The organism is Streptomyces sp. MGP-BFMKR1 (genome assembly GCF_057766585.1).
In genome coordinates, this window is the sequence record NZ_CM173408.1 from 3,597,825 (window position 1) to 3,620,976 (window position 23,152).

Annotated in this window: 19 protein-coding genes and 1 pseudogene; 6 read left to right on the plus strand and 14 right to left on the minus strand. The window is 70.8% G+C overall.

What is annotated here, in order from left to right:
- Nucleotides 1-83 precede the first annotated feature (83 nt).
- Genes nuoH through AC3CHW_RS13740 form a run of 8 tightly spaced genes read right to left on the minus strand, consistent with a single transcriptional unit; the run spans nt 84 to nt 9,342 of the window.
- Entirely contained in the window at nt 84-1,475 is a 1,392-nt protein-coding gene (nuoH, locus tag AC3CHW_RS13705; protein WP_398610378.1) for an NADH-quinone oxidoreductase subunit NuoH, read from the minus strand.
- Nucleotides 1,472-4,018, minus strand: coding sequence for an NADH-quinone oxidoreductase subunit G (locus AC3CHW_RS13710; RefSeq protein ID WP_488470615.1), 2,547 nt, complete (start codon nt 4,016-4,018; stop codon nt 1,472-1,474). Before AC3CHW_RS13710 ends, nuoH begins: the two co-directional genes overlap by 4 nt.
- Nucleotides 4,015-5,406, minus strand: coding sequence for an NADH-quinone oxidoreductase subunit NuoF (gene nuoF, locus AC3CHW_RS13715; protein WP_459248278.1), 1,392 nt, complete (start codon nt 5,404-5,406; stop codon nt 4,015-4,017). The genes AC3CHW_RS13710 and nuoF overlap by 4 nt, the downstream gene beginning before the upstream one ends.
- Nucleotides 5,406-6,242, minus strand: coding sequence for an NADH-quinone oxidoreductase subunit NuoE (nuoE, locus tag AC3CHW_RS13720; protein WP_488471044.1), 837 nt, complete (start codon nt 6,240-6,242; stop codon nt 5,406-5,408). The genes nuoF and nuoE overlap by 1 nt, the downstream gene beginning before the upstream one ends.
- Before the next feature lie 26 nt (nt 6,243-6,268).
- Nucleotides 6,269-7,639 (minus strand): NADH-quinone oxidoreductase subunit D, encoded by a 1,371-nt coding sequence (locus tag AC3CHW_RS13725; protein ID WP_176163436.1) that lies wholly within the window; start codon nt 7,637-7,639, stop codon nt 6,269-6,271.
- Nucleotides 7,639-8,406, minus strand: a complete 768-nt coding sequence (locus tag AC3CHW_RS13730; RefSeq protein ID WP_488470616.1) for an NADH-quinone oxidoreductase subunit C — start codon at nt 8,404-8,406, stop codon at nt 7,639-7,641. Before AC3CHW_RS13730 ends, AC3CHW_RS13725 begins: the two co-directional genes overlap by 1 nt.
- Nucleotides 8,403-8,957, minus strand: coding sequence for a NuoB/complex I 20 kDa subunit family protein (locus tag AC3CHW_RS13735; RefSeq protein ID WP_176163434.1), 555 nt, complete (start codon nt 8,955-8,957; stop codon nt 8,403-8,405). Before AC3CHW_RS13735 ends, AC3CHW_RS13730 begins: the two co-directional genes overlap by 4 nt.
- 25 nt (nt 8,958-8,982) lie before the next feature.
- Entirely contained in the window at nt 8,983-9,342 is a 360-nt protein-coding gene (locus tag AC3CHW_RS13740; RefSeq protein WP_398610382.1) for an NADH-quinone oxidoreductase subunit A, read from the minus strand.
- Nucleotides 9,343-10,052: 710 nt separating this feature from the next.
- On the opposite strand from AC3CHW_RS13740, the gene AC3CHW_RS13745 reads away from it, so the two are divergent.
- Together AC3CHW_RS13745 and AC3CHW_RS13750 are read left to right on the plus strand one after the other, a co-directional pair.
- Nucleotides 10,053-10,958 carry a C40 family peptidase gene (locus tag AC3CHW_RS13745; protein WP_488470617.1) on the plus strand — a complete coding sequence of 302 codons (906 nt, stop codon included), beginning with the start codon at nt 10,053-10,055 and terminating at the stop codon, nt 10,956-10,958.
- Nucleotides 10,959-11,582: 624 nt separating this feature from the next.
- Nucleotides 11,583-11,807, plus strand: coding sequence for a hypothetical protein (locus tag AC3CHW_RS13750; protein ID WP_459248276.1), 225 nt, complete (start codon nt 11,583-11,585; stop codon nt 11,805-11,807).
- A gap of 356 nt (nt 11,808-12,163) precedes the next feature.
- Here the strand turns inward: AC3CHW_RS13750 and AC3CHW_RS13755 are convergent, their stop codons facing one another.
- The 4 genes from AC3CHW_RS13755 to AC3CHW_RS13770 form a co-directional block, all read right to left on the minus strand.
- A complete protein-coding gene (locus tag AC3CHW_RS13755; protein WP_488470618.1) occupies nt 12,164-12,703 on the minus strand; it encodes a hypothetical protein in 540 nt (179 codons plus the stop codon).
- 17 nt (nt 12,704-12,720) lie between these two features.
- Complete coding sequence (locus AC3CHW_RS13760; RefSeq protein ID WP_488470619.1) at nt 12,721-17,628, minus strand: putative T7SS-secreted protein; 4,908 nt, start codon at nt 17,626-17,628, stop codon at nt 12,721-12,723.
- Between the two features lie 86 nt (nt 17,629-17,714).
- The gene (locus AC3CHW_RS13765) at nt 17,715-18,200 is read right to left on the minus strand and encodes a hypothetical protein (protein WP_398610387.1); all 486 of its coding nucleotides are present in this window, start codon (nt 18,198-18,200) and stop codon (nt 17,715-17,717) included.
- Entirely contained in the window at nt 18,197-18,646 is a 450-nt protein-coding gene (locus tag AC3CHW_RS13770) for a hypothetical protein (RefSeq protein WP_398610388.1), read from the minus strand. Before AC3CHW_RS13770 ends, AC3CHW_RS13765 begins: the two co-directional genes overlap by 4 nt.
- Nucleotides 18,647-18,916: 270 nt before the next feature.
- Here AC3CHW_RS13770 and AC3CHW_RS13775 point away from each other — a divergent pair, with 270 nt between their 5' ends.
- The 3 genes from AC3CHW_RS13775 (at nt 18,917) to AC3CHW_RS13785 (ending at nt 20,741) form a co-directional block, all read left to right on the plus strand.
- The gene (locus AC3CHW_RS13775) at nt 18,917-19,981 is read left to right on the plus strand and encodes a Rieske 2Fe-2S domain-containing protein (protein WP_488470620.1); all 1,065 of its coding nucleotides are present in this window, start codon (nt 18,917-18,919) and stop codon (nt 19,979-19,981) included.
- A gap of 86 nt (nt 19,982-20,067) precedes the next feature.
- Nucleotides 20,068-20,298, plus strand: coding sequence for a hypothetical protein (locus AC3CHW_RS13780; protein WP_387591214.1), 231 nt, complete (start codon nt 20,068-20,070; stop codon nt 20,296-20,298).
- The gene (locus tag AC3CHW_RS13785; RefSeq protein ID WP_488470621.1) at nt 20,295-20,741 is read left to right on the plus strand and encodes a PIN domain-containing protein; all 447 of its coding nucleotides are present in this window, start codon (nt 20,295-20,297) and stop codon (nt 20,739-20,741) included. The genes AC3CHW_RS13780 and AC3CHW_RS13785 overlap by 4 nt, the downstream gene beginning before the upstream one ends.
- A 61-nt stretch (nt 20,742-20,802) precedes the next feature.
- On the opposite strand, the pseudogene AC3CHW_RS13790 reads toward AC3CHW_RS13785, so the two are convergent.
- A pseudogene (locus AC3CHW_RS13790) lies at nt 20,803-21,090 on the minus strand (FAD-dependent oxidoreductase); the annotation flags it as partial.
- A 223-nt stretch (nt 21,091-21,313) separates the two neighbouring features.
- On the opposite strand from AC3CHW_RS13790, the gene AC3CHW_RS13795 reads away from it, so the two are divergent.
- Nucleotides 21,314-21,781: a MarR family transcriptional regulator gene (locus AC3CHW_RS13795; RefSeq protein WP_488470622.1), complete on the plus strand. Its 468-nt coding sequence runs from the start codon at nt 21,314-21,316 to the stop codon at nt 21,779-21,781.
- Between the two features lie 78 nt (nt 21,782-21,859).
- Here AC3CHW_RS13795 and AC3CHW_RS13800 read toward each other — a convergent pair whose 3' ends face one another.
- Nucleotides 21,860-23,110: a geranylgeranyl reductase family protein gene (locus AC3CHW_RS13800; protein ID WP_398610478.1), complete on the minus strand. Its 1,251-nt coding sequence runs from the start codon at nt 23,108-23,110 to the stop codon at nt 21,860-21,862.
- Nucleotides 23,111-23,152 lie beyond the last annotated feature (42 nt).

Consider the following 23,152-nt stretch of genomic DNA (forward strand, 5'->3'; position numbering starts at 1 on the left):
ACCAGCCTGGAAGTCAGACACGGTCGGCCTCCTTCACTGCCGGGGGTACGGGGGTCGTCCCCCGGGAGGCACAAGCCTGGACGTCAGACACCGCCCGTCTCCTTTCCGTCACTGACAGTGTCGCCCCCACCACTGACAATGAGCTCGCGCTCCTGGCGCGGTCGTCGTCGTGGCACGGGCGGCGGGGTCTGCCCCGGCAGGGGTGGCACGGGGAAGCCGCCCGCCATCGGGTCGAAGGCCGGTTCGGGCGCCGCTTCGGCCTCGGATTCGGCCCGCCTGTCCGCGCGGTCGCGGTACATGTCCCAGACGAACGAGAGGAGCAGCAGCGCCAGGACGGCGCCACCGACGTAGAGCACGATGTCCTGGAACTCGTAGTCCTCGTTGCGCAGCGCCCGCACCGTGGCGACCAGCATCAGCCAGACCATGGAGACCGGGATGAGCACCTTCCAGCCCAGCTTCATGAACTGGTCGTAGCGCACCCGAGGCAGCGTGGCGCGCAGCCAGACGAAGGCGAACAGCAGGGTCAGCAGCTTGCCGACGAACCAGAGCATCGGCCACCAGCCGTGGTTCGCGCCCTCCCAGAAGGTGCTGATCGGGTACGGGGCCCGCCAGCCGCCGAGGAAGAGGGTGACCGCGACGGCCGAGACGGTGACCATGTTGATGTACTCGGCGAGCATGAACATCGCGAACTTGATCGACGAGTACTCCGTGTTGAAGCCGCCGACCAGGTCGCCCTCGGACTCCGGCATGTCGAACGGGGCACGGTTGGTCTCGCCGACCATCGCGATCAGGTAGATGATGAAGGAGACCGGCAGCAGGATCGCGTACCAACGGTCGTGCTGGCCCTCGACGATGGCCGAGGTGGACATCGAGCCGGAGTGCAGGAAGACCGCGGCGAACGCCAGGCCCATCGCGATCTCGTAGCTGATCATCTGCGCGCACGAGCGTAGGCCCCCGAGCAGCGGGTACGTCGAGCCGGAGGACCAACCCGCCAGCACGATGCCGTAGATGCCGACCGACGCCGTGGCCAGGATGTAGAGGACCGCGATCGGCAGGTCGGTGAGCTGCATCGTGGTGCGCTCGCCGAAGATGGAGATCTCGTTGCCCGCCGGGCCGAACGGGATGACGGCGACGGCCATGAACGCGGGGATCGCGGCGACGATCGGCGCGAGCAGGTACACCGCCTTGTCCGCCCGCTTGACGATCACGTCTTCCTTGAGCATCAGCTTCACGCCGTCCGCGAGGGACTGCAGCATGCCCCAGGGGCCGTGCCGGTTGGGGCCGATGCGGAGCTGCATCCATGCGACGACCTTGCGCTCCATGACGATGGAGATCAGCACCGTCACCATGAGGAACGCGAAGCAGAAGACGGCCTTGATGACCACCAGCCACCACGGGTCGTGCCCGAACGCGGACAGGTCCTCCGCCGCGAGATAGCGCAGGTCGCTCTGTGCGCCAGCGACGATGCCGGTCATCCCGTCACCTCCGTACCGAGCTCCGGGGCGACCTGGGCGGGCGCCCCGATCGTGACCAACTCGCCGGTGCGGGCGCCCAGGTCACGCTGGGCACCGCCGCCGGTCGAGTTCAGCGGCAGCCACACCACCCGGTCGGGCATCTCCGTGACCGCCAGCGGCAGCGTCACCGTGCCGGCCGGGCCGCGCACCTGGAGCAACTGGCCGTCCCGTACGCCGGCCTCGGCGGCCGTCGTGGCCGACAGGCGGGCCAGCGGGGCGTGTCGGGTGCCGGTCAGCGCCTCGTCGCCCTCCTGGAGCCGGCCCTGGTCGAGCAGCAGCCGGTGGCCGGCGAGCACCGCCTGGCCCGCCGCCGGGCGCGGCAGCGGGGCGCCGCCCTGCCCGGTCGGCGTGGGCAGCGTCGTGACCGGCGCCGCCTCCCAGCCGCCGAGCCGGTCCAGTTCGCGCCGCGCGGCGCGCACGTCGGGCAGCGCGATCGGGGCGTCCATGTGGTCGGCCAGCATGTGCAGCACCCGGCCGTCGGGCTGTACGTGGCGGCGGGCCATCTGGTCGGGCTTGACCGCGGCCTCGAACGGGCGGGCCCGGCCCTCCCAGTTGAGGAAGGTGCCCGACTTCTCGACCACGGCCGAGACCGGCAGCACCACGTCCGCGCGGTCGGTGACCTCGGACGGCCGCTGCTCCAGGCTGACCAGGAACGGCACCGCCTCCAGCGCCTCGACGGCGCGGACCGGGTCGGGCAGGTCGGCCACCTCGACGCCGCCGACGAGCAGCGCGCCCAGCTCACCACCCGCGGCGGCCTCGATGATCTGTCCGGTGTCGCGTCCGTGCCGGGGCGGCAGTTCGCGCACCCGCCACAGCTCGGCGACCTCCTCGCGGGCGCTCGGGCTGGTGGCCGGGCGCCCGCCGGGCAGCAGCCCGGGCAGCGCGCCCGCCTCGATCGCGCCGCGCTCGCCGGCCCGGCGCGGAATCCACGTCAGGCTGGCGCCGGTGGCCGAGGCCAGCCGGACGGCGGCGGTCAGCGCGCCGGGCACGGCCGCCAGCCGCTCCCCGACGACGATCGCCGACCCCTCGGCGCGCAGCGCGTCGGCCGCGCGCTGGCCCAGTTCGTCCAGGCCGACGCCGCCGGCCAGCGCGTCCAGCCACTCCGTCTCGGTGCCGGGCGCCGCGGGCAGCAGCGTGCCGCCCGCCTTGGTCAGGCCGCGGGTCGCGTACGGGGCGAGGCCGAAGGTGCGCTGGCCGTGCTTGCGGTGGGCCTTGCGCAGCCGCAGGAAGACGCCGGGCGCCTCCTCCTCCGCCTCGAACCCGACGAGCAGTACGGCCGGGGCCGCCTCAAGGGTGGCGTTGGTCAACCCCCGCCCGTCCAGGTCACGGCCGCGACCGGCGACGTACCCGGTGAGGAAGTCGGCCTCCTCGGTGCTGTGCGCCCGGGCGCGGAAGTCGATGTCGTTGGTGTCCAGGGCCACCCGCGCGAACTTGGCGTAGGCGTACGCGTCCTCGACGGTCAGCCGCCCGCCGGTCAGCACCCCGGTCCGGCCGCGCGCGCCCGCCAGGCCGTGGGCCGCCGCGGCCAGCGCCTCGGGCCAGCTCGCCGGTTCCAGCTCGCCGCTGTCCGCGTTCCGTACCAGCGGCGTAGTCAGCCGCTCGGGCCGCTGCGCGTACCGGAAGGCGAACCGGCCCTTGTCGCAGATCCACTCCTCGTTGACCTCGGGGTCGTTGGCGGCGAGCCGCCGCATGACCTTGCCGCGCCGGTGGTCGGTACGGGTGGCGCAGCCGCCGGCGCAGTGCTCGCACACGCTCGGCGAGGAGACCAGGTCGAAGGGGCGGGAACGGAACCGGTAGGCCGCCGAGGTCAGCGCGCCCACCGGGCAGATCTGGATGGTGTTGCCGGAGAAGTACGACTGGAACGGGTCGTCCTCACCGGTGCCGACCTGCTGGAGCGCGCCGCGCTCCAAAAGTTCGATCATCGGGTCGCCGGCGATCTGGTTGGAGAAGCGGGTGCAGCGGGCGCAGAGCACGCAGCGCTCGCGGTCGAGCAGCACCTGCGTGGAGATCGGCACCGGCTTGGCGAAGGTGCGCTTCTGACCCTCGAACCGGCTCTCCGGGTCGCCGGTGGACATGGCCTGGTTCTGCAGCGGGCACTCGCCGCCCTTGTCGCAGACCGGGCAGTCCAACGGGTGGTTGATCAGCAGCAGTTCCATCACGCCGCGCTGCGCCTTCTCCGCGACCGGCGAGCTGAGCTGCGACTTGACGACCATGCCGTCGGTGCAGGTGATGGTGCACGAGGCCATCGGCTTGCGCTGGCCCTCCACCTCCACGATGCACTGTCGGCAGGCGCCGGCCGGGTCCAGGAGCGGGTGGTCACAGAAGCGGGGGATCTCGATACCGAGCAGTTCGGCGGCCCGGATGACCAGGGTGCCCTTGGGCACGCTGATCTCGATGCCGTCGATGGTGAGGGAGACCAGGTCCTCCGGCGGCACCGCCGCAGCGCCGCCGGAGGAGGGGCCCGCGGCGGAACCACTGCTGGCTCCGGTGGTCGTGACGGTCACGCGTTCACCTCCAGGTGGGCGTCTGTGGGGTCGTCGGCCCAGGCCGTGGACCTGGCCGGGTCGAAGGGGCAGCCTCGGCCGCCCAGGTGTCGCTCGTACTCCTCGCGGAAGTACTTGAGCGAGGAGAAGATGGGGCTGGCCGCGCCGTCGCCGAGCGCGCAGAAGGACTTGCCGTTGATGTTGTCGGCGATGTCCTGGAGCTTGTCGAGGTCCTCGGCGCGGCCCTTGCCGGCCTCGATGTCGCGCAGCAACTGCACGAGCCAGTACGTGCCCTCGCGGCAGGGGGTGCACTTGCCGCAGGACTCGTGGGCGTAGAACTCGGTCCAGCGGGTGACGGCGCGCACCACGCAGGTGGTCTCGTCGAAGCACTGGAGCGCCTTGGTGCCGAGCATCGAGCCGGCGGCGCCGACGCCCTCGTAGTCCAGCGGGACGTCGAGGTGTTCGTCGGTGAGCAGCGGCGTGGACGAGCCGCCCGGGGTCCAGAACTTCAGCCGGTGGCCGGGGCGGATGCCGCCGCTCATGTCGAGGAGTTGGCGCAGCGTGATGCCGAGCGGCGCCTCGTACTGGCCGGGGCGGGCGACGTGGCCGGAGAGCGAGTACAGCGTGAAGCCGGGCGACTTCTCGCTGCCCATCGACCTGAACCACTCCTTGCCCTTGTTCATGATGGCGGGAACAGAGGCGATGGACTCGACGTTGTTCACCACGGTGGGGCACGCGTATAGACCCGCGACGGCCGGGAAGGGCGGGCGCAGTCGGGGTTGCCCGCGGCGCCCTTCGAGGGAGTCGAGCAGCGCGGTCTCCTCGCCACAGATGTACGCGCCGGCGCCGGCGTGCACGGTGATGTCGAGGTCGAGCCCGCTGCCGAGGATGTCGCGGCCGAGGTAGCCGGCCTCGTACGCCTCGCGCACGGCCTCGTGCAGCCGCCGCAGCACGGGGACGACCTCGCCGCGCAGGTAGATGAAGGCGTGCTGGGAGCGGATGGCATGACAGGCGATGATCATGCCTTCGATGAGCGAGTGCGGGTTGGCGAAGAGGAGGGGGATGTCCTTGCAGGTGCCGGGCTCGGACTCGTCGGCGTTGACGACGAGGTAGTGCGGCTTGCCGTCGCCCTGCGGGATGAACTGCCACTTCATGCCGGTCGGGAAGCCGGCGCCGCCGCGACCGCGCAGTCCCGACTCCTTGACATAGGCGATCACGTCGTCGGGCGGCATGGCCAGCGCCTTGCGCAGCCCCTCGTACCCCTCGTGGCGCCGGTAGGTCTCCAGCGTCCAGGACTCGGGCTGGTCCCAGAACGCGGAGAGGACCGGCGCGAGCAGCTTCTCCGGGCTGGTGCCACCCCCGGCGTGTTGCTGGGCGGTGCCCCCGGTTTCCTCGGTGGACACGGTCATCACTCCCCCTCCTCGGCTGCGGGGCCGGCAGGATGGCTGGGGTCGGAGGCCGCGGTGGGCTGCGGCGCGTCGTGCGAGCTGGGGTGGGTCTCGGGCGGCTGCTGGCCCGGGCCCGGCGGGGGCGGGGCGTCGCTCGGCTCGCTCTCGCCGCGCGGCGAGACGATCCGCCCCGGGGCCGCCTCGCCCTTGGCGAGCTTGAGGCCGACCAGCGAGGCCGGGCCCGCGCCGCCGCTGGCGGCGACCGCGCCGGGCCGCTCGTCGGGGAAGCCGGCCAGGATGCGCGCGGTCTCCTTGTACGTGCACAGCGGCGCGCCCCGGGTGGGCCGCACGGCCCGGCCGGCGCGCAGGTCGTCCACCAGCGCCTTGGCGCTCTCGACGGTCTGCCCGTCGAAGAACTCCCAGTTGACCATGACGACGGGGGCGAAGTCGCAGGCCGCGTTGCACTCGATGTGTTCGAGGGTGACCTTGCCGTCGTCGGTGGTCTCGTTGTTGCCGACGCCCAGGTGCTGCTGGAGCGCCTCGAAGATCGCGTCGCCGCCCATCACCGCGCACAGCGTGTTGGTACACACGCCCACCTGGTAGTCGCCGCTCGGCTTGCGGCGGTACATGGTGTAGAAGGTGGCGACCGCGGTCACCTCGGCGGTGGTCAGCTCCAACACCTCGGCGCAGAACCGGACGCCGGTACGGGAGACGTGGCCCTCCTCGGACTGCACCAGGTGCAGCAGCGGCAGCAGCGCGGAGCGGCTGTCGGGGTAGCGGGCGATCACCTCCCGGGCGTCGGCCTCCAGCCGGGCCCGTACCTCGGCCGGGTAGTCGGGGGCCGGGAGCTGGGGCATGCCAAGGGCTACGTCGTGCGTGGCGCTCACCGGTCGACGCCTCCCATCACGGGGTCGAGGGACGCCACGGCGACGATGACGTCGGCGACCTGGCCGCCCTCGCACATCGCCGCCATGGCCTGGAGGTTGGTGAAGGAGGGGTCCCTGAAGTGGACCCGGTAGGGGCGGGTGCCGCCGTCGCTGACGGCGTGCACGCCCAGCTCGCCCTTGGGCGACTCGACGGCCGCGTACGCCTGCCCCGGCGGGACCCGGAACCCCTCGGTGACCAGCTTGAAGTGGTGGATCAGGGCCTCCATCGAGGTGCCCATGATCTTCTTGATGTGGTCGAGCGAGTTGCCGAGCCCGTCCGGGCCGAGGGCGAGCTGCGCGGGCCAGGCGATCTTCTTGTCGCCGACCATGACCGGTCCCGGTTCGAGGCGGTCCAGGCACTGTTCGACGATGCGCAGCGACTGGTGCATCTCCTCGACCCGGATCAGGAAGCGGCCGTAGGCGTCGCAGGTGTCCACGGTCGGGACGTCGAACTCGTAGTTCTCGTACCCGCAGTACGGCTGCGTCTTGCGCAGGTCGTGCGGCAGTCCGGCCGAGCGCAGCGGGGGCCCGGTGACGCCGAGGGCCATGCAGCCGGCCAGGTCCAGGTAGCCGATGCCCACCGTGCGGCCCTTGAAGACGGGGTTGCCGGTGGCGAGCTTGTCGTACTCCGGGAGGTTCTTGCGCAGCTTCTTGAGCAGCTCGCGCAGTTGCTCCACGGCGCCCGGCGGCAGGTCCTGGGCGAGGCCGCCGGGGCGGATGAACGCGTGGTTCATGCGCAACCCGGTGATCAGCTCGTACGCGTCCAGGATCATCTCGCGGTCCCGGAAGCCGTAGACCATCACCGTGGTGGCGCCCAGCTCCATGCCGCCGGTGGCGATGCACACCAGGTGCGAGGAGAGCCGGTTCAGCTCCATCAGCAGGACCCGGATCACCGAGGCCCGGTCGGGGATGTGGTCCTCGATGCCGAGCAGCTTCTCCACCGCGAGGCAGTACGCCGCCTCGTTGTAGAAGGAGGTCAGGTAGTCCATGCGGGTCACGAACGTGGTGCCCTGCGTCCACGTGCGGTACTCGAGGTTCTTCTCGATGCCGGTGTGCAGGTAGCCGATGCCGCAGCGGGCCTCGGTGACCGTCTCGCCGTCGATCTCCAGGATCAGCCGCAGCACGCCGTGCGTGGAGGGGTGCTGCGGGCCCATGTTGACGATGATCCGCTCGTCGTCGCTGCGGGCCGCGGCGGCGGCGACCTCGTCCCAGTCGCCACCGGTGACCGTGTACACGGTGCCCTCGGTGGTCTCCCTGGGCTGCGACGGCGGCGGCTCGGCCGCCCCCGGGGCCGGCCCTGAGGTGGGGTGCGCGTGCGAGGTGCTCATTAGCTGTACGACCTCCGCTGGTCGGGAGCCGGGATCTGGGCGCCCTTGTACTCGACGGGGATGCCACCGAGCGGGTAGTCCTTGCGCTGCGGAAAGCCCTGCCAGTCGTCGGGCATCATGATCCGCGTGAGGGCGGGGTGGCCGTCGAAGATGAGGCCGAAGAAGTCGTAGACCTCGCGCTCGTGCCAGTCGTTGGTCGGGTAGACGTCCACGATCGAGGGCACGTGGGGGTCGGCGTCGGGGGCGCTCACCTCAAGGCGGATCAGCCGGTTGTGGGTGATCGAGCGCAGGTGGTAGACGGCGTGCAGCTCGCGACCCTTGTCGCCGGGGAAGTGCACGCCGCTCACGCCCGTACACAGCTCGAAGCGGAGCGCGGGGTCGTCGCGCAGGGTGCGGGCGACGCGCGGCAGGTGCTCGCGGGCGATGTGGAAGGTGAGCTCCCGGCGGTCCACGACGGTCTTCTCGATCGCGTTCTCCGGCAGCAGCCCCTGCTCGTCGAGCGCGCCCTCCAACTCGTCGGCGATCTCGTCGAAGACGCCGTACCCGGCGGCGCCGTCCGGCCCGCCGTACGGGCGGCTGGAGGCGCCGGGCAGCCGCACCGTGCGCACCAGGCCGTCGTAGCCCGTGGTGTCGCCGCCGTTGTTGGCGCCGAACATGCCGCGCCGGGTGCCGATCACCTCGCCGGCGTCGCCGCGCTGGCCCGGCAGGTTGTTGGCGTTCACGTCCTGGTCGGGGTTGGCGCCGACCGGCTCCTCGTGGTCGCTCATCGCAGCAGCCCCTTCATCTCGATCAGGGGCAGCGCGCCGAGCGCCGCTTCCTCCGCCTCGCGCGCGGCCTGCTCGCGGTTGACGCCGAGCTTGCCGCCCTGGATCTTCTGGTGGAGCTTGAGGATGGCGTCGAGCAGCATCTCGGGCCGGGGCGGACAGCCGGGCAGGTAGATGTCGACCGGCACGATGTGGTCGACGCCCTGCACGATGGCGTAGTTGTTGAACATCCCGCCGGACGAGGCGCACACGCCCATGGAGATGACCCACTTGGGGTTCGGCATCTGGTCGTAGACCTGCCGGAGCACGGGCGCCATCTTCTGGCTGACCCGGCCGGCGACGATCATGAGGTCGGCCTGCCGGGGCGAGCCGCGGAAGACCTCCATGCCGAAGCGGGCGAGGTCGTAGCGGCCGGCGCCGGTGGTCATCATCTCGATGGCGCAGCAGGCGAGGCCGAAGGTGGCCGGGAAGACCGACGACTTACGGACCCAGCCCGCGGCGCTCTCGACGGTCGTGAGCAGGAACCCGCTCGGCAGCTTCTCTTCGATACCCATGGCGTTGTGGCTCCTCCCGCTTCCGTTAGTCCCATTCCAGGCCGCCGCGACGCCAGACATAGGCGTACGCGACGAAGACGGTGAGCACGAAGAGGAGCATCTCCACGAGCCCGAACAGGCCGAGCGCGTCGAAGCTGACGGCCCAGGGATAAAGGAAGACGATCTCGATGTCGAAGACGATGAAGAGCATCGCCGTCAGGTAGTACTTGATCGGGAAACGCCCGCCACCGGCCGGCTGCGGGGTCGGCTCGATACCGCACTCGTAGGCTTCGAGCTTCGCCCGGTTGTAGCGCTTGGGGCCGATGAACGTGGCCGCCACCACGGAGAAGATCGCAAAGCCTGCCCCGAGGGCTCCTAGTACGAGGATGGGCGCATAGGCGTTCACCGCTCCTCGCTCCTCTCAGTCGACGATGACTGCTGGGCTCCCCCGGTGGGGGAGGGCTGCTGAGCCCGCGAACTGCCTCAAAGATCGCGAACATGTGAGGCAGTTCACAAGCCCGATTCGCCTGCATCCTATGCCTGTCACCTTGTGATCTGCGACACGGGGTACCGGACCGAGTTTGTGATCTCCACCACCTGACGAACGATCATGAAGTCGGATGAGCGGTGATCTCTCCACGGGAAGCGGCCGAGTGATCACCAAAGGTGACATTCAAGGGTGTTACCGCTGGTCAAGCGAGTCTCGCCCTATCAAGAGATGGCCCATGCACGCAAATTGGCCATGGACGGCGCGGCTTGATATAGGAGTCGAGGCACCGACGGAGTCTCGCGCGACCCGCGCCACCGCGCCGGCGATCGTCGGCTCGCGCCTCCGTTCACGAGGCCCCCGGCCGTGACGTGCGCCACATCACCACCCGTACGAGATCTCGATTTTGCGGCAACCCTTGGCGCGGACCACCCGATGGTGATAGGCGCGTTCGACGCGCCGGTTGACCGCCAAAAGCCATGCGTAGGCGCATGATCGCGAAAATCGGACAGGGGGCGACCGGCCCCCATCAAGATCCACTTGGCCGAAAACTGGGCGCGTACACGCCAATTGTGGCGAGCGCCACGTTTGTTGTGAGCAACCTGTGCATCCTGATAGCCAGTGTTCTCATGTCCCAGACCGCTCACATACCCAGCCACCGGAAGCCCCGCCGCTCCGCCTCGTCGCGGGCACTTCGCGCAGGGGTAACCGGTGGCATCCTCACGCTCACGGTGGCCGGAACCGCTGTGTCGGCCTCCGCCGCCGAGCCCACCGCGGAGACGACGCAGGAGCTGCCCACGCTCACCGCCGACCTGGCGCTGAACACGGTGCAGTCCGCCGACGCCACCCAGCAGGCGGCCTTCAGCTACCAGCTCCAGGACCAGCAGGAGCAGGCGGCCGGCAAGGCCAAGTCGGAGGCCAAGAAGGCCAAGACCGAGGCCGAGCGCAAGGCCAAGGAGGCGAAGGAGCGCGCGGAGCGCGCCGCCGCCAAGCGCGCCGCCGCCGCGGAGAAGGCCCGCGAGCAGCGCGCCTCCCGCACCGCCGAGCGCACCACGCTCAGCACCACGAGCACCACCAGCACCACCAGCACCAGCTCCACCAGTGGCAACAGCTCCGACGCCTCGTCGTCCGACGCTTCCTCCACCCCGCAGACCGAGGCGCCCTCCACCTCGACCGGCGGCGGCAACGCCGCCGCGGTGGTCAACTTCGTCAAGGCTCAGGTCGGCAAGGCGTACATCCCCGGCGCCATGGGCCCGTCCTCGTACGACTGCTCCGGCCTCACCAGCGTCGCCTTCCGCCAGGTCGGCGTCACCCTGCCGCGCGTCTCGCAGGACCAGTCCACCTTCGGCACCCAGGTCTCCCTGAGCAACCTGCAGCCCGGCGACATCCTGTACTGGGGCAGCGCGGGCAGCGCCTACCACGTCGCGGTCTACATCGGCGACGGCCAGTTCGTCGGCGCCCAGAACTCCAACACCGGCGTGGTCCAGCGCAGCATGAGCTACGACATGCCGACGGGCGCGGTGCGGGTGCTCTGAGGTTCGCCTTCGCGGCGGGCGTCTCCGATTTCGGTCGCGGCTTCGGTTGCGGCTTCGGGGTGCGCGTCTTCGGCTTTGGGGTGCGCGTCGTCGCCTTGCGGCGGGGCCGCCTCGCGGGCCGACCTCGCGGTGGGCGGGAGTTCGGCGCGTAACGGGTGGTGCGCGTTCGCGCGCCGCGTTGCCCGACCGGGGGCCGGCCGTGGGCGGACCCCGCGGGCGCTGTACGGCCCCTGTGTGGCCCCTACGTGGGCGCGTGAGCGCCGCGGGGGCGGTGGTGGCGGTACGGGCGCGTTACGTGTGTGACGTGTGTGCTGCCTGAGCCGTACGGAGCCGCCTCGCAGACCGCGTGAACCGCACGGGAGCCGACGCGCGTCGTACGCGCCGTACGCGTATGTGTCGTACGAAGGGCCGCCGCATCCCCTTGGAGGGAGCGGCGGCCCTTCGGTGTTTTCGGGGTAGCTGGGCGCGTGGGCGCGTGCCGTTGGCGCTCGCGGAGCGGTCGCGCTGCCCCCGCGCGGCCGAAGGGCGCTGCTGAGGGCGGGGGTTGGCCGGCAGGGACCTGCCGGCTGGCGACACCCCACGTTACGGTCGTGTACACGCATCTGTGCCGTGACGGGGGGTTACGTGGTCACCGTAATACTGTTTCTGGGCTCGATCGTGGGCGCGGTGGTGGGGCTGGCCTGGAAGTTGGGGCGACGGGGCGGGCTGCGGGGAGAGTCGGCGGACGAGCTGCGCATCGAGCAACTGCGCAGACAACAGGCGAGCGGCGCACGGGCCAGCTACAGCTCGATCAACGTGCGCAGCACGTTCGGCTTGACCGCCGAGGACAACCACAAGTACCACCGGTGAGGGGCTCTGCGGGATACACCCGTTCTTTTGGCCAGCAGCACCTCTGACCTCACGGCTGATGCCTCCTCAGCGCCGGTCAACAGTTTCGGCAACGATCCAAAAGTCGTACTCCTCGCCCATGGCAGCACAGACGTGACGACCGCCAGCCGCACGTGCCACACATTCAATGCCGTCGCACTCGCACACCATCCGCGAAACGTCGGTACATAGAGTAAGGCGCACCCGAAGCTATCCAAGAGCCACGTCGCCCGTTGCAAAACGCGTTAGGCGCGACGCGATGGGATCGGCGGCCTTCCACCTCTTCACAGAGGGCACAGATTATTCGGCTCGTCGCCCGCGCCTCTCCGGGTCAGCATCTACGGCAGAAGTGGAATAATGTCGACCCACTCCTTGATTTTGCCACACAATGGATCGGTCGGGCTCAGCAGCGGAAGGATGCTTTTGAACGGCGTCACGAGGTTCTTAATGCGCCGCAACTCCAGCATTTCGTGGCGCGTCATACGTTGCCAGCCATCCGCCGAATCGGCTACCACCCAGCTTTCTGCTCCGACTGCGTCCACCACGCGCCTAATCAGCAGCGACAAGTCTCTGAGTGAACTGTCGTCTTCCCTGCCGAACCGCGTAATCACGTATGCGCGCAAGCGCGCCTCACTAGCCATTGCAACGCGTCTGTCTGCGCATTCTGAATGGTCGCGCATGCGATCGACGACCAATGCTCCCGCAGCAGCCCAACCAATGCGCTCATCCGCTGACAGCCGCTCATCCTGCATGCCGCTGACGCATACCTCTCGAAGGCCTTCCCATGCTTGAAGAGAAAGATCTTCACCAGGCGTTTTCGACAACAGTTCAGCCGCCCTGTGTGGCGACATTTTACGCACACTCGACTCGTCGATCACTATTCACCCTCACGCATTCACGGAAAAACGATACCGGCACGCTCAAAGGCATCTCTCGCCAATTTCAAGCTCTCCATGGACGGTTTATAGTGTCCACTATTATTATTTAATTCGAGACCGAAATAGGCACCATCACCTCCAGCAATGTCCGCTTCTCCTGCGGCTTGCACCGGCCGCCCCCCGGCGAGAACTGGGTGCTTCAACTCTTCACCGTTCACGAATTTTGGCATAATGACGAGATCACCATCCTCGGTGACGGCCCATTTAATATCTCCGCTATTAATAGCCTCATCAAAACCTCTTTCACCTACCCTGATTGGCCCCACGCCCAGCCGTTCAGCATCGTCTAACTCTTTCGCCAACTCATTCTGCATTTGATTCTCAAAATAAGGCGCCAACCCCCACGGATCACACCACACCCGCGGGTTATCCACATACGTAACCGGATTAGGCGCCGGCGCCAGGCCCAACGGGTCCGGGGAGAGGTAGCGGCCAGCCCCCGGGTCGTAGTAGCGGAGGACGTTGTAGTGGAGGCCCGATTCGGGGTCGAAGTACTGGCCGGGGAAGCGGAGGGGGGTGTAGGCGGGGCTGGTGCGGGGCCAGGTGGTGGTGCCCCAGAGGGTGGTGCGGGATTGCCAGGCGGTTTCGCCGGATTCGGCGATGAGTTCGGTGGGGGTGCCGACGAGGTCGGTGACGATGGCGAAGAAGCGGGCGTCTATCTCGCGCTGGGTGGTGGCGTCGGTGATGCGCTCGGTCTGGGATATCGGGGTCAGGCCGGCGTGGTTCCAGGTGAGGGTGACCGGGTGCGGCGGGCCCAGGGGTGCCCCGTCCGGGGATGCCCCGTCCAGGGGCGTCCCGTCCGGGGGCGGCGTATCCGAGATCAGGGTGCCCGACGTCGGCGCTTCCGAGGGTCGGGTGCCCGAGATCAGGGTGCCCGATGACGGCGGGCCCAAGGGTCGGGGGCCCGGTGTTGTCGTGGTCTGTTCTACGAGGGTGCCGCCGTCGTAGGTGAAGTCCACGCGTTCCGCGACCGTTTCGCCGTCGGCGGCCAGGCGTTCCTTGGCTGTGCGGCGGCCCAGGGGGTCGTAGGTGTAGCGCCAGCGGGTGCCGTCGGGGGTGGTGAGGGAGGTGAGGCGGTCCTCGGGGTCCCAGGTGTAGTGCCAGGTGTCGGGCTTGCGGGAGAGGCGGGTGCGCTGGCGCAGGGTGATGCGGCCCGCGGCGTCGTGTTCGTAGCGGACGCGGCCCGCGCGGGTGATGCGGGTGCCGGTGTAGGCGCGGTCGCCGCGGGCCTCGGGGGTCGCGTGGTCGTCGGGCCAGGTGGCGTCCGTCTGGTTGCCGGCCGCGTCGTAGGCGTAGGTCTCCGTCCAGTCGTCCGCGCGGACCGCCGTCACCCGGCCCGTCGGGGTGAGGTCGAAGTGGCTGGTGCCCGTGGTCGAGTCGGCGAGGGTGGCGAGGTGGCCGTCGGGGCGGTAGGTGTAGCGGCGGTGGCGCGTGCGGGTGCCGGCGGCCGGGACGGTCCCCGCGGGACCACCGGTCGGGCCAGCGGCTCCGACCGCAGCCCCGATCCCGCCCCCGGCCGCCAGCTCGGGCCCGCCTACCCCCGTCGTCAGGAGTTGTTCCGCGAGGCGGCCGGCCGGGTCCCAGAGGTGGGCGAGGGTGAGCGCGTCGGTGGTGCGGGTCACCTCGCGTCCCGCCGGGTCGTACGCGAAGTCCATCGTGCGGCCCGATGTCGTGAGCCGGGTGCGGTTGCCGGCCGCGTCGTAGGCGTACGTCGAGCGGGCGCCGCTGGGTGTGGTGCGGCCGGTGCGGCGGCCGAGTGCGTCCAGGGTGTGGGCCAGGACGCGGCCGTTGACCAGTTCCGCCTTGATCCGGCCCAGCCGGTCCCGCTGGTAGCGGACCTCGGCGCCGGGCCCGACGGCCGCGAGCAGGCGGCCGGCCGCGTCGTGCTCGAACGTCGTGACGCCGGCCTCGCCCGCGTCCTTGCGGACGACGCGGCCCAGTTCGTCGCGGTCCAACCGGACGGTCTGGCCGAGGGCGTTGGTGCGGGTGACGACCGCGCCGGTCGGGTCGTGCTCGTACCGGGTCAGGCGGCCGTCGAAGTCGGTCTCCGAGGTGAGCCGGCCTGCCGGGTCGTAGGTGTAGCTCCAGGTCAGACCCTGGGGGTTGGTGACCTGGGTGAGGCGCAGTTGGTCGTCGTGCTCGAACGCGTACCGCACGCCGTCCGGGCCGGTCCTGGCCGCCAGCAGGTCGAAGTGGGTGTACTCGTACGTCGTCGTGCCACCGGCCGCGTCCGTGTGGCTGACGCGGTTGCCCTCGCCGTCGTACGTCCAGGTCTGCACGGCCCCGTTGGGGTCGGTGTGGCGGATGAGCTGTCCCTCGACGGTCCAGCTCAGGTGGGTGGTGGCGCCCAGTGGGTCGGTGATGGTCACGGGGCGGCCGAAGGCGTCGCGGGTGTAACGGGTGGTCGCGCCGAGTGGGTCGGTGATCTCGACGGGGAGGCCGGCCGCGTCGCACCGCACCCGGGTCGTGGCGCCCAACGGGTCGGTCACCGAGGTGAGGTGGCCCTGTTCGTCGTGCGTGAAGCGGGTGGTGTGGCCGGCCGGGTCCGTGACGGCGGTGCGGTTGCCCCGGGCGTCGTACGCGTGGTGCCAGGTGGCGCCGTCCGGTCCGGTGAGCGTCGTCGGCAGGCCGAGGTCGTTGTAGGCGAGGGTGGCCTCGCGACCGTCGGGGCGGAGCACCGACACCAGGCGGCCCGCCGTGTCGTAGCGCAGCCGGGTCACTCGGCCGAGGGCGTCCGTGTGGCTCAGCGGCCGGTCGTGCCGGTCGAGTGCGTGGTGGGTGGTGTGACCGAGCGGGTCGGTCTCGGCGACGATCTGTTGGGCGTCGTTGACCAGGTAGCGGACGCGGTGACCGGCCCGGGTGGTGACGGTGGTGACGCGGTGGCCGGTGGCCTCGTCGCGGCCGTCGTAGTCGATGCGGATGGCGACGTGGCCCGCCTCGCCGCCCTCGGCGACGCAGCGGTGCCGGTTGTCGTAGACGTAGTCGTAGCGGCTGCCGTTGGTGTCGGTCCAGGCGATGACGCGGTGCTCGTCGTCGTACTCGAATCGCAGCGGTAGGCCCGAGGAGTTGGTGACCTCGGTGAGGTCGCCGTCGGTGTACCCGTAGCGCACGAGTAACGCGTCGGCGCCGTCCGTACCGCCCCCCACCAGGTGCAGGGCGGTGACGCGGGCGCCGTCGGTGGCGATCCGCAGGTGGTAGCCGGCGCTGTGCTCGACGTCGGTCGGGGCGCCGTGGGCGTCGTAGGTGAAGGTGAGGACGTTGCCGTTGCGGTCGCTGATCCGGTGCAGCGGTGCCGTGCCGTCCGAGCCGCTCGGCTCCGGGCCCGCGTAGTGGCGTACGTGGCCGCTTTCCGGGTCGGTGACCGTGTAGTGGCCCTCGGGCGTGCGCTCCAGCGGCCAGCGCGGGCCGGCCTCCGGCAGGGTCGGGAGGCCGGGGGCCGGGTGCGGGTACGCGAGGAGCAGGCCGTCGTCGCCGACGAGCACCACGCCCCGGGCGTCGATCTCCAGCCGCTGGTCGACCGTGCTCGACCAGGACGGTCCGAACCACCTCCCGGCGCTGTAGCCGGACTCGACGCGCCGGGTGAAGGTCAGCGGCAGCGCGCCCGGCAGGCTCACGTCGGTCTGGGGCAGGAACATCCTGCCCGTGGCCAGGTCGACGGGGTCGGTGCCGTCGGTGGTGCGCTGCCCGTCGCGCCGTCCGTGGCCGGGTGCGCCGTCGCGGTCCAGGTCGCGCCGGGCGGCGCCGGCCCCTCGCCGCCCGCCGGACTTCGCGAGTCCCGCGCCCTTGGGGCCCGCTACCTCGGCGAACAGCCGGCCGACCCCCTCCTCCGGGTCCCGCTGGAAGTCCCGGTACATCTGCTCGGCCGTGCCCATGGGGTCCTTGGCCGTCTGGAGCAGGCCGTTGGCCGTTGAGTTGAGGCCGGTGGCGAACTCGTCGGGGTGGGCCCGGTTGTACGGGTCCATGACGTTCAGGCTCCGCCCGAAGGAGACGGCGTTGGCCCCGCCCCGGATCATCCCGTTGAACCCGTGGGAGAGGGACAGGTCCACGCCCTTCATGCCGCTACGGAACTGGTCCCCGTACTCGGGCTTGTCGGGCGCGGTGGCGCGGGCCGCGCGTACCGCCGTCCGGGCCAGCTCCGCCGCCCGGTCCCGCTGCTTGCGCGCCTCCGTGAGCTGCTCCTGGGCCGCCTCGCGGCCGGCGTCCCCCGGGTCGGTGAACTCTCCGGGCGGTGTCGGCAGCGCGTCCGAGCCGTCCTTGCGTTCGCCCGTGAGGCCGTAGGTGAGTATCTCGGAGTTGTACTCCCTCACCTTCGCGTTGTAGGCGGTGACCGCCTCCTTACTGGCGCGCTCCGCCTGCTGGTACACCACCAGCGCGTCGCGCGCCTGCCCCTGGGCCCAGGCGACGGTGTCGGCGAAGTGGTCGAGGGCCGCCGCGGCCTTCTGGAACGCGTCGGCGGCCGTGAACCACTTCTTCGGCTCGTACGTCATCCGCACCCGGAACATGCCGGCCGCCTCGCCCTGCCAGCCGGTGGACTGGAGGCCCTTGAGGCCGTTGCCGATCCGCTCGAAAGCCGCCTGGAAGTCGCGCAGGTGGGAGACGGTGGACGCCAGTTTGCTCGGGCTGCCGTAGATCAGCTTCGTCGGGTCGTCGGTCTCGCCGAGGCGCATCTCGGCGACGTCGGCGCCCATACTGTCCGCCGCCGACCTGCTGGTCTTGCGGGTCCAGTCGGCCGCGCTGTTCGCGCCGACCGCGTCCAGGCCGTCGGCGGCCGTGTTGCCGACGTTCTCCACGCCCTTGCCGATGGCCTCGGTGCCCTTTTCGACAACGTCCTCGAACTCGTCGGGTACGAAGTCACCGATCCCCACGCGCCTCTCCCCCCGTTCCCCCGCGCCACGCCGCGTGGCGGCCGGTCAAGGGGCGCGGCGCACAGGCGCCGTCGCCCCGAGCGCCTCTACTGCTCCGTCATCGCTTCCCGCACCGAGCTGACCGACCTGCCCCGGTGCGGGTCCAGGATCAGCTCCCCCCACTCCTTCTCCTCCACCTCCTGCTCGCTCAGGTGCGGGTTGCCGACCACCGCGTTCGCGGCGATCTTGAACGTGCCCTCGACGTACTGGTCCTCCTCCCACGTCATCCCCGCCGCGAGCCCGGCGCGGCGGGCGAGTTGGTCCGCGTCCTGCATCAGGCCCCGTACGCCCCAGTCCCACAGCTCGCAGAACTCCTCGAAGTCCCTGGCGAGGCCCCCGTCCCCGGCCTCCATGCCGGTCAGGCTCAGATCGGCCAGGCCCGCCCCGCGGAGCGCGTCCGTCCGGGAGCCGATGTCGCCCAGCTCGTCGATCGCCGCGCTGATGCCGACCGTGATCGACTGAAGTGCCTCCTCGGTGAGCTTGAGGTTTCCCTCCCCCACCACGCATACGTCCTCGTCACCCGTGCCGCTCACGGCGCTTCCACCGTCCCTTCCTGGTCGTGTCGTCGTGGGTGCGGACCCGGCGGGGCGTCGCCCGCCGTACGGTCCACCGCCGCCTCGTCCGGCACGATGCCGGTCACGGGCGGGAAGAACATGGACCGGTCCGGGTCCGCCACGTCGAGGGCGACGCCGCACGGCTCCGCCGCGTGTCCCGGTACCACCACGTCCAGCAGCCGGGCGCCGCGCACCGCCGCGTACTCCTGGCCCGCCTCCGGCGGCGCCCCCTGGGTCAGCAGGAAGCGGGCCAGCGCGCTCTCGTCGGTGAAGGCGTGGAACCAGCGGATGCCGCCGTACACGGCGGACAGCAGCCCGCCACGGACCACCGGGACCAGCACGATCGCGCGCCGGAACTCCCCGACCAGCGCCCGGGGGTCACCCTCCCCCGCGCGCACGGCCGCGCACTCGTCGACCAGCCCCATGCGGCCCCCCTGCCACACCCCCACACGACCGCGCACTGGCGCCGCCGTGACTGCGTACCGCACACACCGTACGACACTCCGTCAGCATGTTCGAGGCCGGTCGGGCACCTGCTCGCCCGGTGTGCCCCCGGCGTGCCCCCGGTTCACGACTTCCGGTGAGCTGTCACCACAACGCCCTCCCCACGGCCCCTGGTTCGCGACGCTCGGCGGTGCAGCGAGAGACGAGCGCTCGGCCAGCCACGCGCGGCCGACCAGAACGAAGGGCTAGCCATGCAGGGATGGAGCACCCGCCGCCGGGACGCGCGGCTCAGGCGTCTGGGGCCGTCGCGGGCGGAGCGGACGGCGCGGTTGCCGTACCCCGACGGGTGGTTCGGGCTGGCGACCAGTCGGGAGGTCGGGCGCGGGGCGGTGGTGACGCGGCGGCTGATGGGGGACGACGTGGTGCTCTACCGCACCCGAGGCGGGCGACTGCGCGCCGTACGCCCCTTCTGTCCGCACCTCGGCGCGCACCTGGGCCACGGCGGGGCCGTGCGCGGCGAGAACCTCGTCTGCCCCTTCCACCACTTCGAGTTCGCCCCGGACGGGGCCTGCGTCGCCACCGGGTACGGCAGCAGCCCGCCGCCGAAGGCGCGGCTGGGGGCGCTGCACGTACGGGAGGTGGACGACCTGATCTACGTGTGGCGGCACGCGCAGGGGAAGCCGCCCTCGTGGGAGATCGAGCCGTGGCCGCTCGACGCCGCGTACCCGACCCCGTACGGCAAGCGGCACCTGTTGCGCGACCACCCGCAGGACGTGGTGGAGAACATCGTGGACTTCGGCCACCTGACGCCCGTTCACGGCACGGTCGGCGAGGTGCTGAGCGAGCCGCGGTTCGAGGCGGAGAGACTGCGCACCAGCTTCCGCATCCTGCCGGCCGGGCGCGACGCGGCGGCCTGGGTCTCGGCCGCGGCCCCGGAGTTGACGGTGCGGGTGCAGGGTCTCGGCATCGTCTACACGAGCGTCGAGGTGCCGAAGATCGGCTGTCACATCCGTACGGTGCTGACCGCCACGCCGGTGAGCCCGACCCACGTCGAGGTGTACGTCTCCGGCACGATGTGGTTCGACCGGCTCGGGCGCGGCCGGGCGGCCGGGGCGCTGACCAGCGCCCTGTCCCGGCCACTGGCCTGGGTGGGCTCGTTCGACTTCGGCAAGGACTTCCCCGTCTGGGCGCACAAGACCTACCTGGAACGCCCCCGGCTCGCCAAGGGCGACGGCCCGATCATGAACTACCGCCGCTGGGCCCGGCAGTTCTACAGCGAGCCGCTGGGGGCGGACGTCGCGGAGGAGGCCGGATAGCGCCGGGCGTGGGCCGGTGCCTCAGCGGGCGGCTCTGCCCACACCCGCGCGGAGAAATTTCCTACCGCTGGTGCTACGTTTTATCCATGACCGCACAGAACGCCGAGCGAGCCGGCAAGAGGTCCGTATCGATGGCCCAGTCGTTGATCAAGGAAGTCGAGGAGCGTACGGGGAAGAGTGGTTTCTCTTCTGTCGTCGCCGAGGCCCTGGAAGAGTGGCTCGCCACCCAGAAACTCCGCGAGGTCGTGGCCGCCGACCAGGAGGCGTTCGGCCCCGTCTCCCCCGAGGCTCGGCGGCAGGCGGAACAGGAGTGGTGAGCAAGCGTCTCAAGGTCAAGCCCAAGAGTGAGGGCACGCTCGTCCTGGACGCCCAGGGGCTTTCCTTGCACGTCGACGGCGATGAGGGGATGCGGGCCCGCATCGAGGTCGCTCAGCAGAGCGGTCGTCGAGTGGCGCTGTCCGCCCTGACCCCACTGGAAGTCCGCCGGACCGGGGCCGCCGCCAAACGGCTCCAGTTCCTGCTGTCCCGGTTCGACGTCAAGCCGGTCAACGACGCGGTGATAGACGCCGCGGCCACACTCCTGGACGCCTCGGGCCTTGACGGGCACGAATGCCTGGTGGACGCGCTCGTGGTCGCCACGGCCGCCCTCTGCACGCCTCCGGTGCTACTCGTCACATCGGACACGTCGCATATTCCGGCCTTGTGCAAGGCTGCCGGGGATCTCCCCGGCGCTCCCACGGTGAAGATCGTCCACGTCTGAGAAGCCAGCCGGCGTCCACCGGGCCGCTCGGCCTCCCGCCTCGCGACCCGGCGTCAGATCATCAGGCGCGCGGGGTGACCCTGCTCAGCCCGTTGATGATGCGGTCCATCGCGTCGCCGCCCGTCGGGTCGGTGAGGTTGGCCAGCATCTTGAGGACGAAGCGCATGAGGAGGGGATGGGTCAGGCCGCGCTCGGTGGCGATCTTCATGATCTTCGGCTGGCCGATGAGCTTCACAAAGGCGCGGCCGAGCGTGTAGTAGCCGCCGTAGGTGTCCTTGAGGACGCGCGGGTAGCGCTCCAGCGCGGCCTCGCGCTGGGCGGCGGCCGGGCGGGCCTTGGCCTGGACGATGGATGACCTCGGCGTGCCGCGGCAGGCGTGAGACCCGACCAGCGGGCGGATCAGGGGGGCTCGGCCGTACGGAACGCGACCCCGGGGGCGGCTGCGGAGCGGCTGGCACGGCAGTCACCGGCCGACAGGCGTGCGCTTGCCTTCAACCATGGTTGAGGTTCTACGTTCTCGGTATGGCCCGCATCGCAGCGCGGACCCGCACCGGAGTGCCAGGAGGGTACCCATGACGACCCAGCAGATGTCCGACGCCGAAATCGCCGGCCAGCCCGCCGCGTACTGGACCGGCGTCGCCTACGAGGCGCTCATCGCGTTCATCCGGGCCCGGCAGGCAGAGAAGGGCTACACGCAGCCTCAGTTCTGGCTGCTGCGCAACCTGTCGGCGAACGACCTCTCGCCCAGCGGCGAGGGGATGTCCCTGCCCGCGCTACGGGAGGCCATGGCCTCCTACCTCCGGCCCGAGGACGATCTGGCGGCGGAGGCCGAGGGGCTCCTGGAGCGCGGTTGGCTGACGCGGGACGCCGAGGGCCGGCTGTGGCTCACTGACGAGGGCGAGCGGGCCCGCGTCGACCTGACACGCAACACCCCCGCGATACGCGCCATCCTGCACGAGGGCATCCCCGACGCGGACTACGTCACCACGGTGAAGGTGCTCCAGCAACTGATCCACAACGCGGGCGGGCCGGTCGCCTGACGGCCGGAGGCCGGGGCGGGCCGGTACGTACCGGGCGGGCCGTTCGGTGTGCCGGCGGGCCCGCCCTGGTCGTCCTGGTCAGGCGCGCGGAGCGACCTTGCTCAGCCCGTTGATGATGCGGTCCATCGCGTCGCCGCCCGTCGGGTCGGTGAGGTTGGCCAGCATCTTGAGGACGAAGCGCATGAGGATGGGGTGGGTCAGGCCGCGCTCGGTGGCGATCTTCATGATCTTCGGCTGGCCGATGAGCTTCACGAAGGCGCGGCCGAGCGTGTAGTAGCCGCCGTAGGTGTCCTTGAGGACGCGCGGGTAGCGCTCCAGCGCGGCCTCGCGCTGGGCGGCGGTCGGGCGGGCCTTGGCCTGGACGATGACCTCGGAGGCGATCTGCGCCGACTCCATGGCGTACGCGATGCCCTCGCCGTTGAACGGGTTGACCATGCCGCCCGAGTCGCCGACGAGCAGCAGGCCGCGCGTGTAGTGCGGCTGCCGGTTGAACGCCATCGGCAGCGCGGCGCCACGGATCGGGCCCGTCATGTGCTCGGGCGTGAACTGCCACTCCTCGGGCATCGAGGCGCACCACGCCTTGAGGACCTCGCGCCAGTCCAGGTCCTTGTAGCCGCTGGAGGTGTTGAGCACGCCCAGGCCCACGTTGCAGGTGCCGTCGCCCATGCCGAAGACCCAGCCGTAGCCCGGCAGCAGCTTGGGGGTGTCGCCGCGGCGGTCCCACAGTTCGAGCCAGGACTCCAGGTAGTCGTCCTTGTCGCGCGGGCTGTCGAAGTAGGTGCGCACGGCCACGCCCATCGGGCGGTTCTCGGCCCGGTGCAGGCCCATCGCGAGGGAGAGCCGCGAGGAGTTGCCGTCGGCCGCGACGACCAGCGGCGCGTGGAAGGTGACCGGCGTCTTGTCCTGGCCGAGCTTGGCGTGCACGCCGGTGATGCGGTTGGTGCGCGGGTCGATGATCGGCGCGCCGACGTTGCACTGCTCGTACAGCCGCGCCCCCGCCTTCTGCGCCTGCACCGCCAACTGCTCGTCGAAGTCGTCCCGCTTGCGGACCAGACCGTAGTCCGGGTACGAGGCGAGGTCGGGCCAGTCGAGCTGGAGGCGGGTGCCGCCGCTGATGATGCGCAGGCCCTGGTTGCGCAGCCAGCCGGCCTCCTCGCTGATGTCGATGCCCATCGCGACGAGCTGCTTGGTGGCGCGCGGGGTCAGGCCGTCGCCGCACACCTTCTCGCGCGGGAACGACGTCTTCTCCAGGAGCAGGACGTCGAGGCCGGCCTTGGCGAGGTAGTACGCGGTGGTCGAGCCGGCCGGGCCCGCGCCGACCACGATCACGTCGGCGGTGCGCTCGGAGAGCGCGTCGTCGCCGAGGCCGAC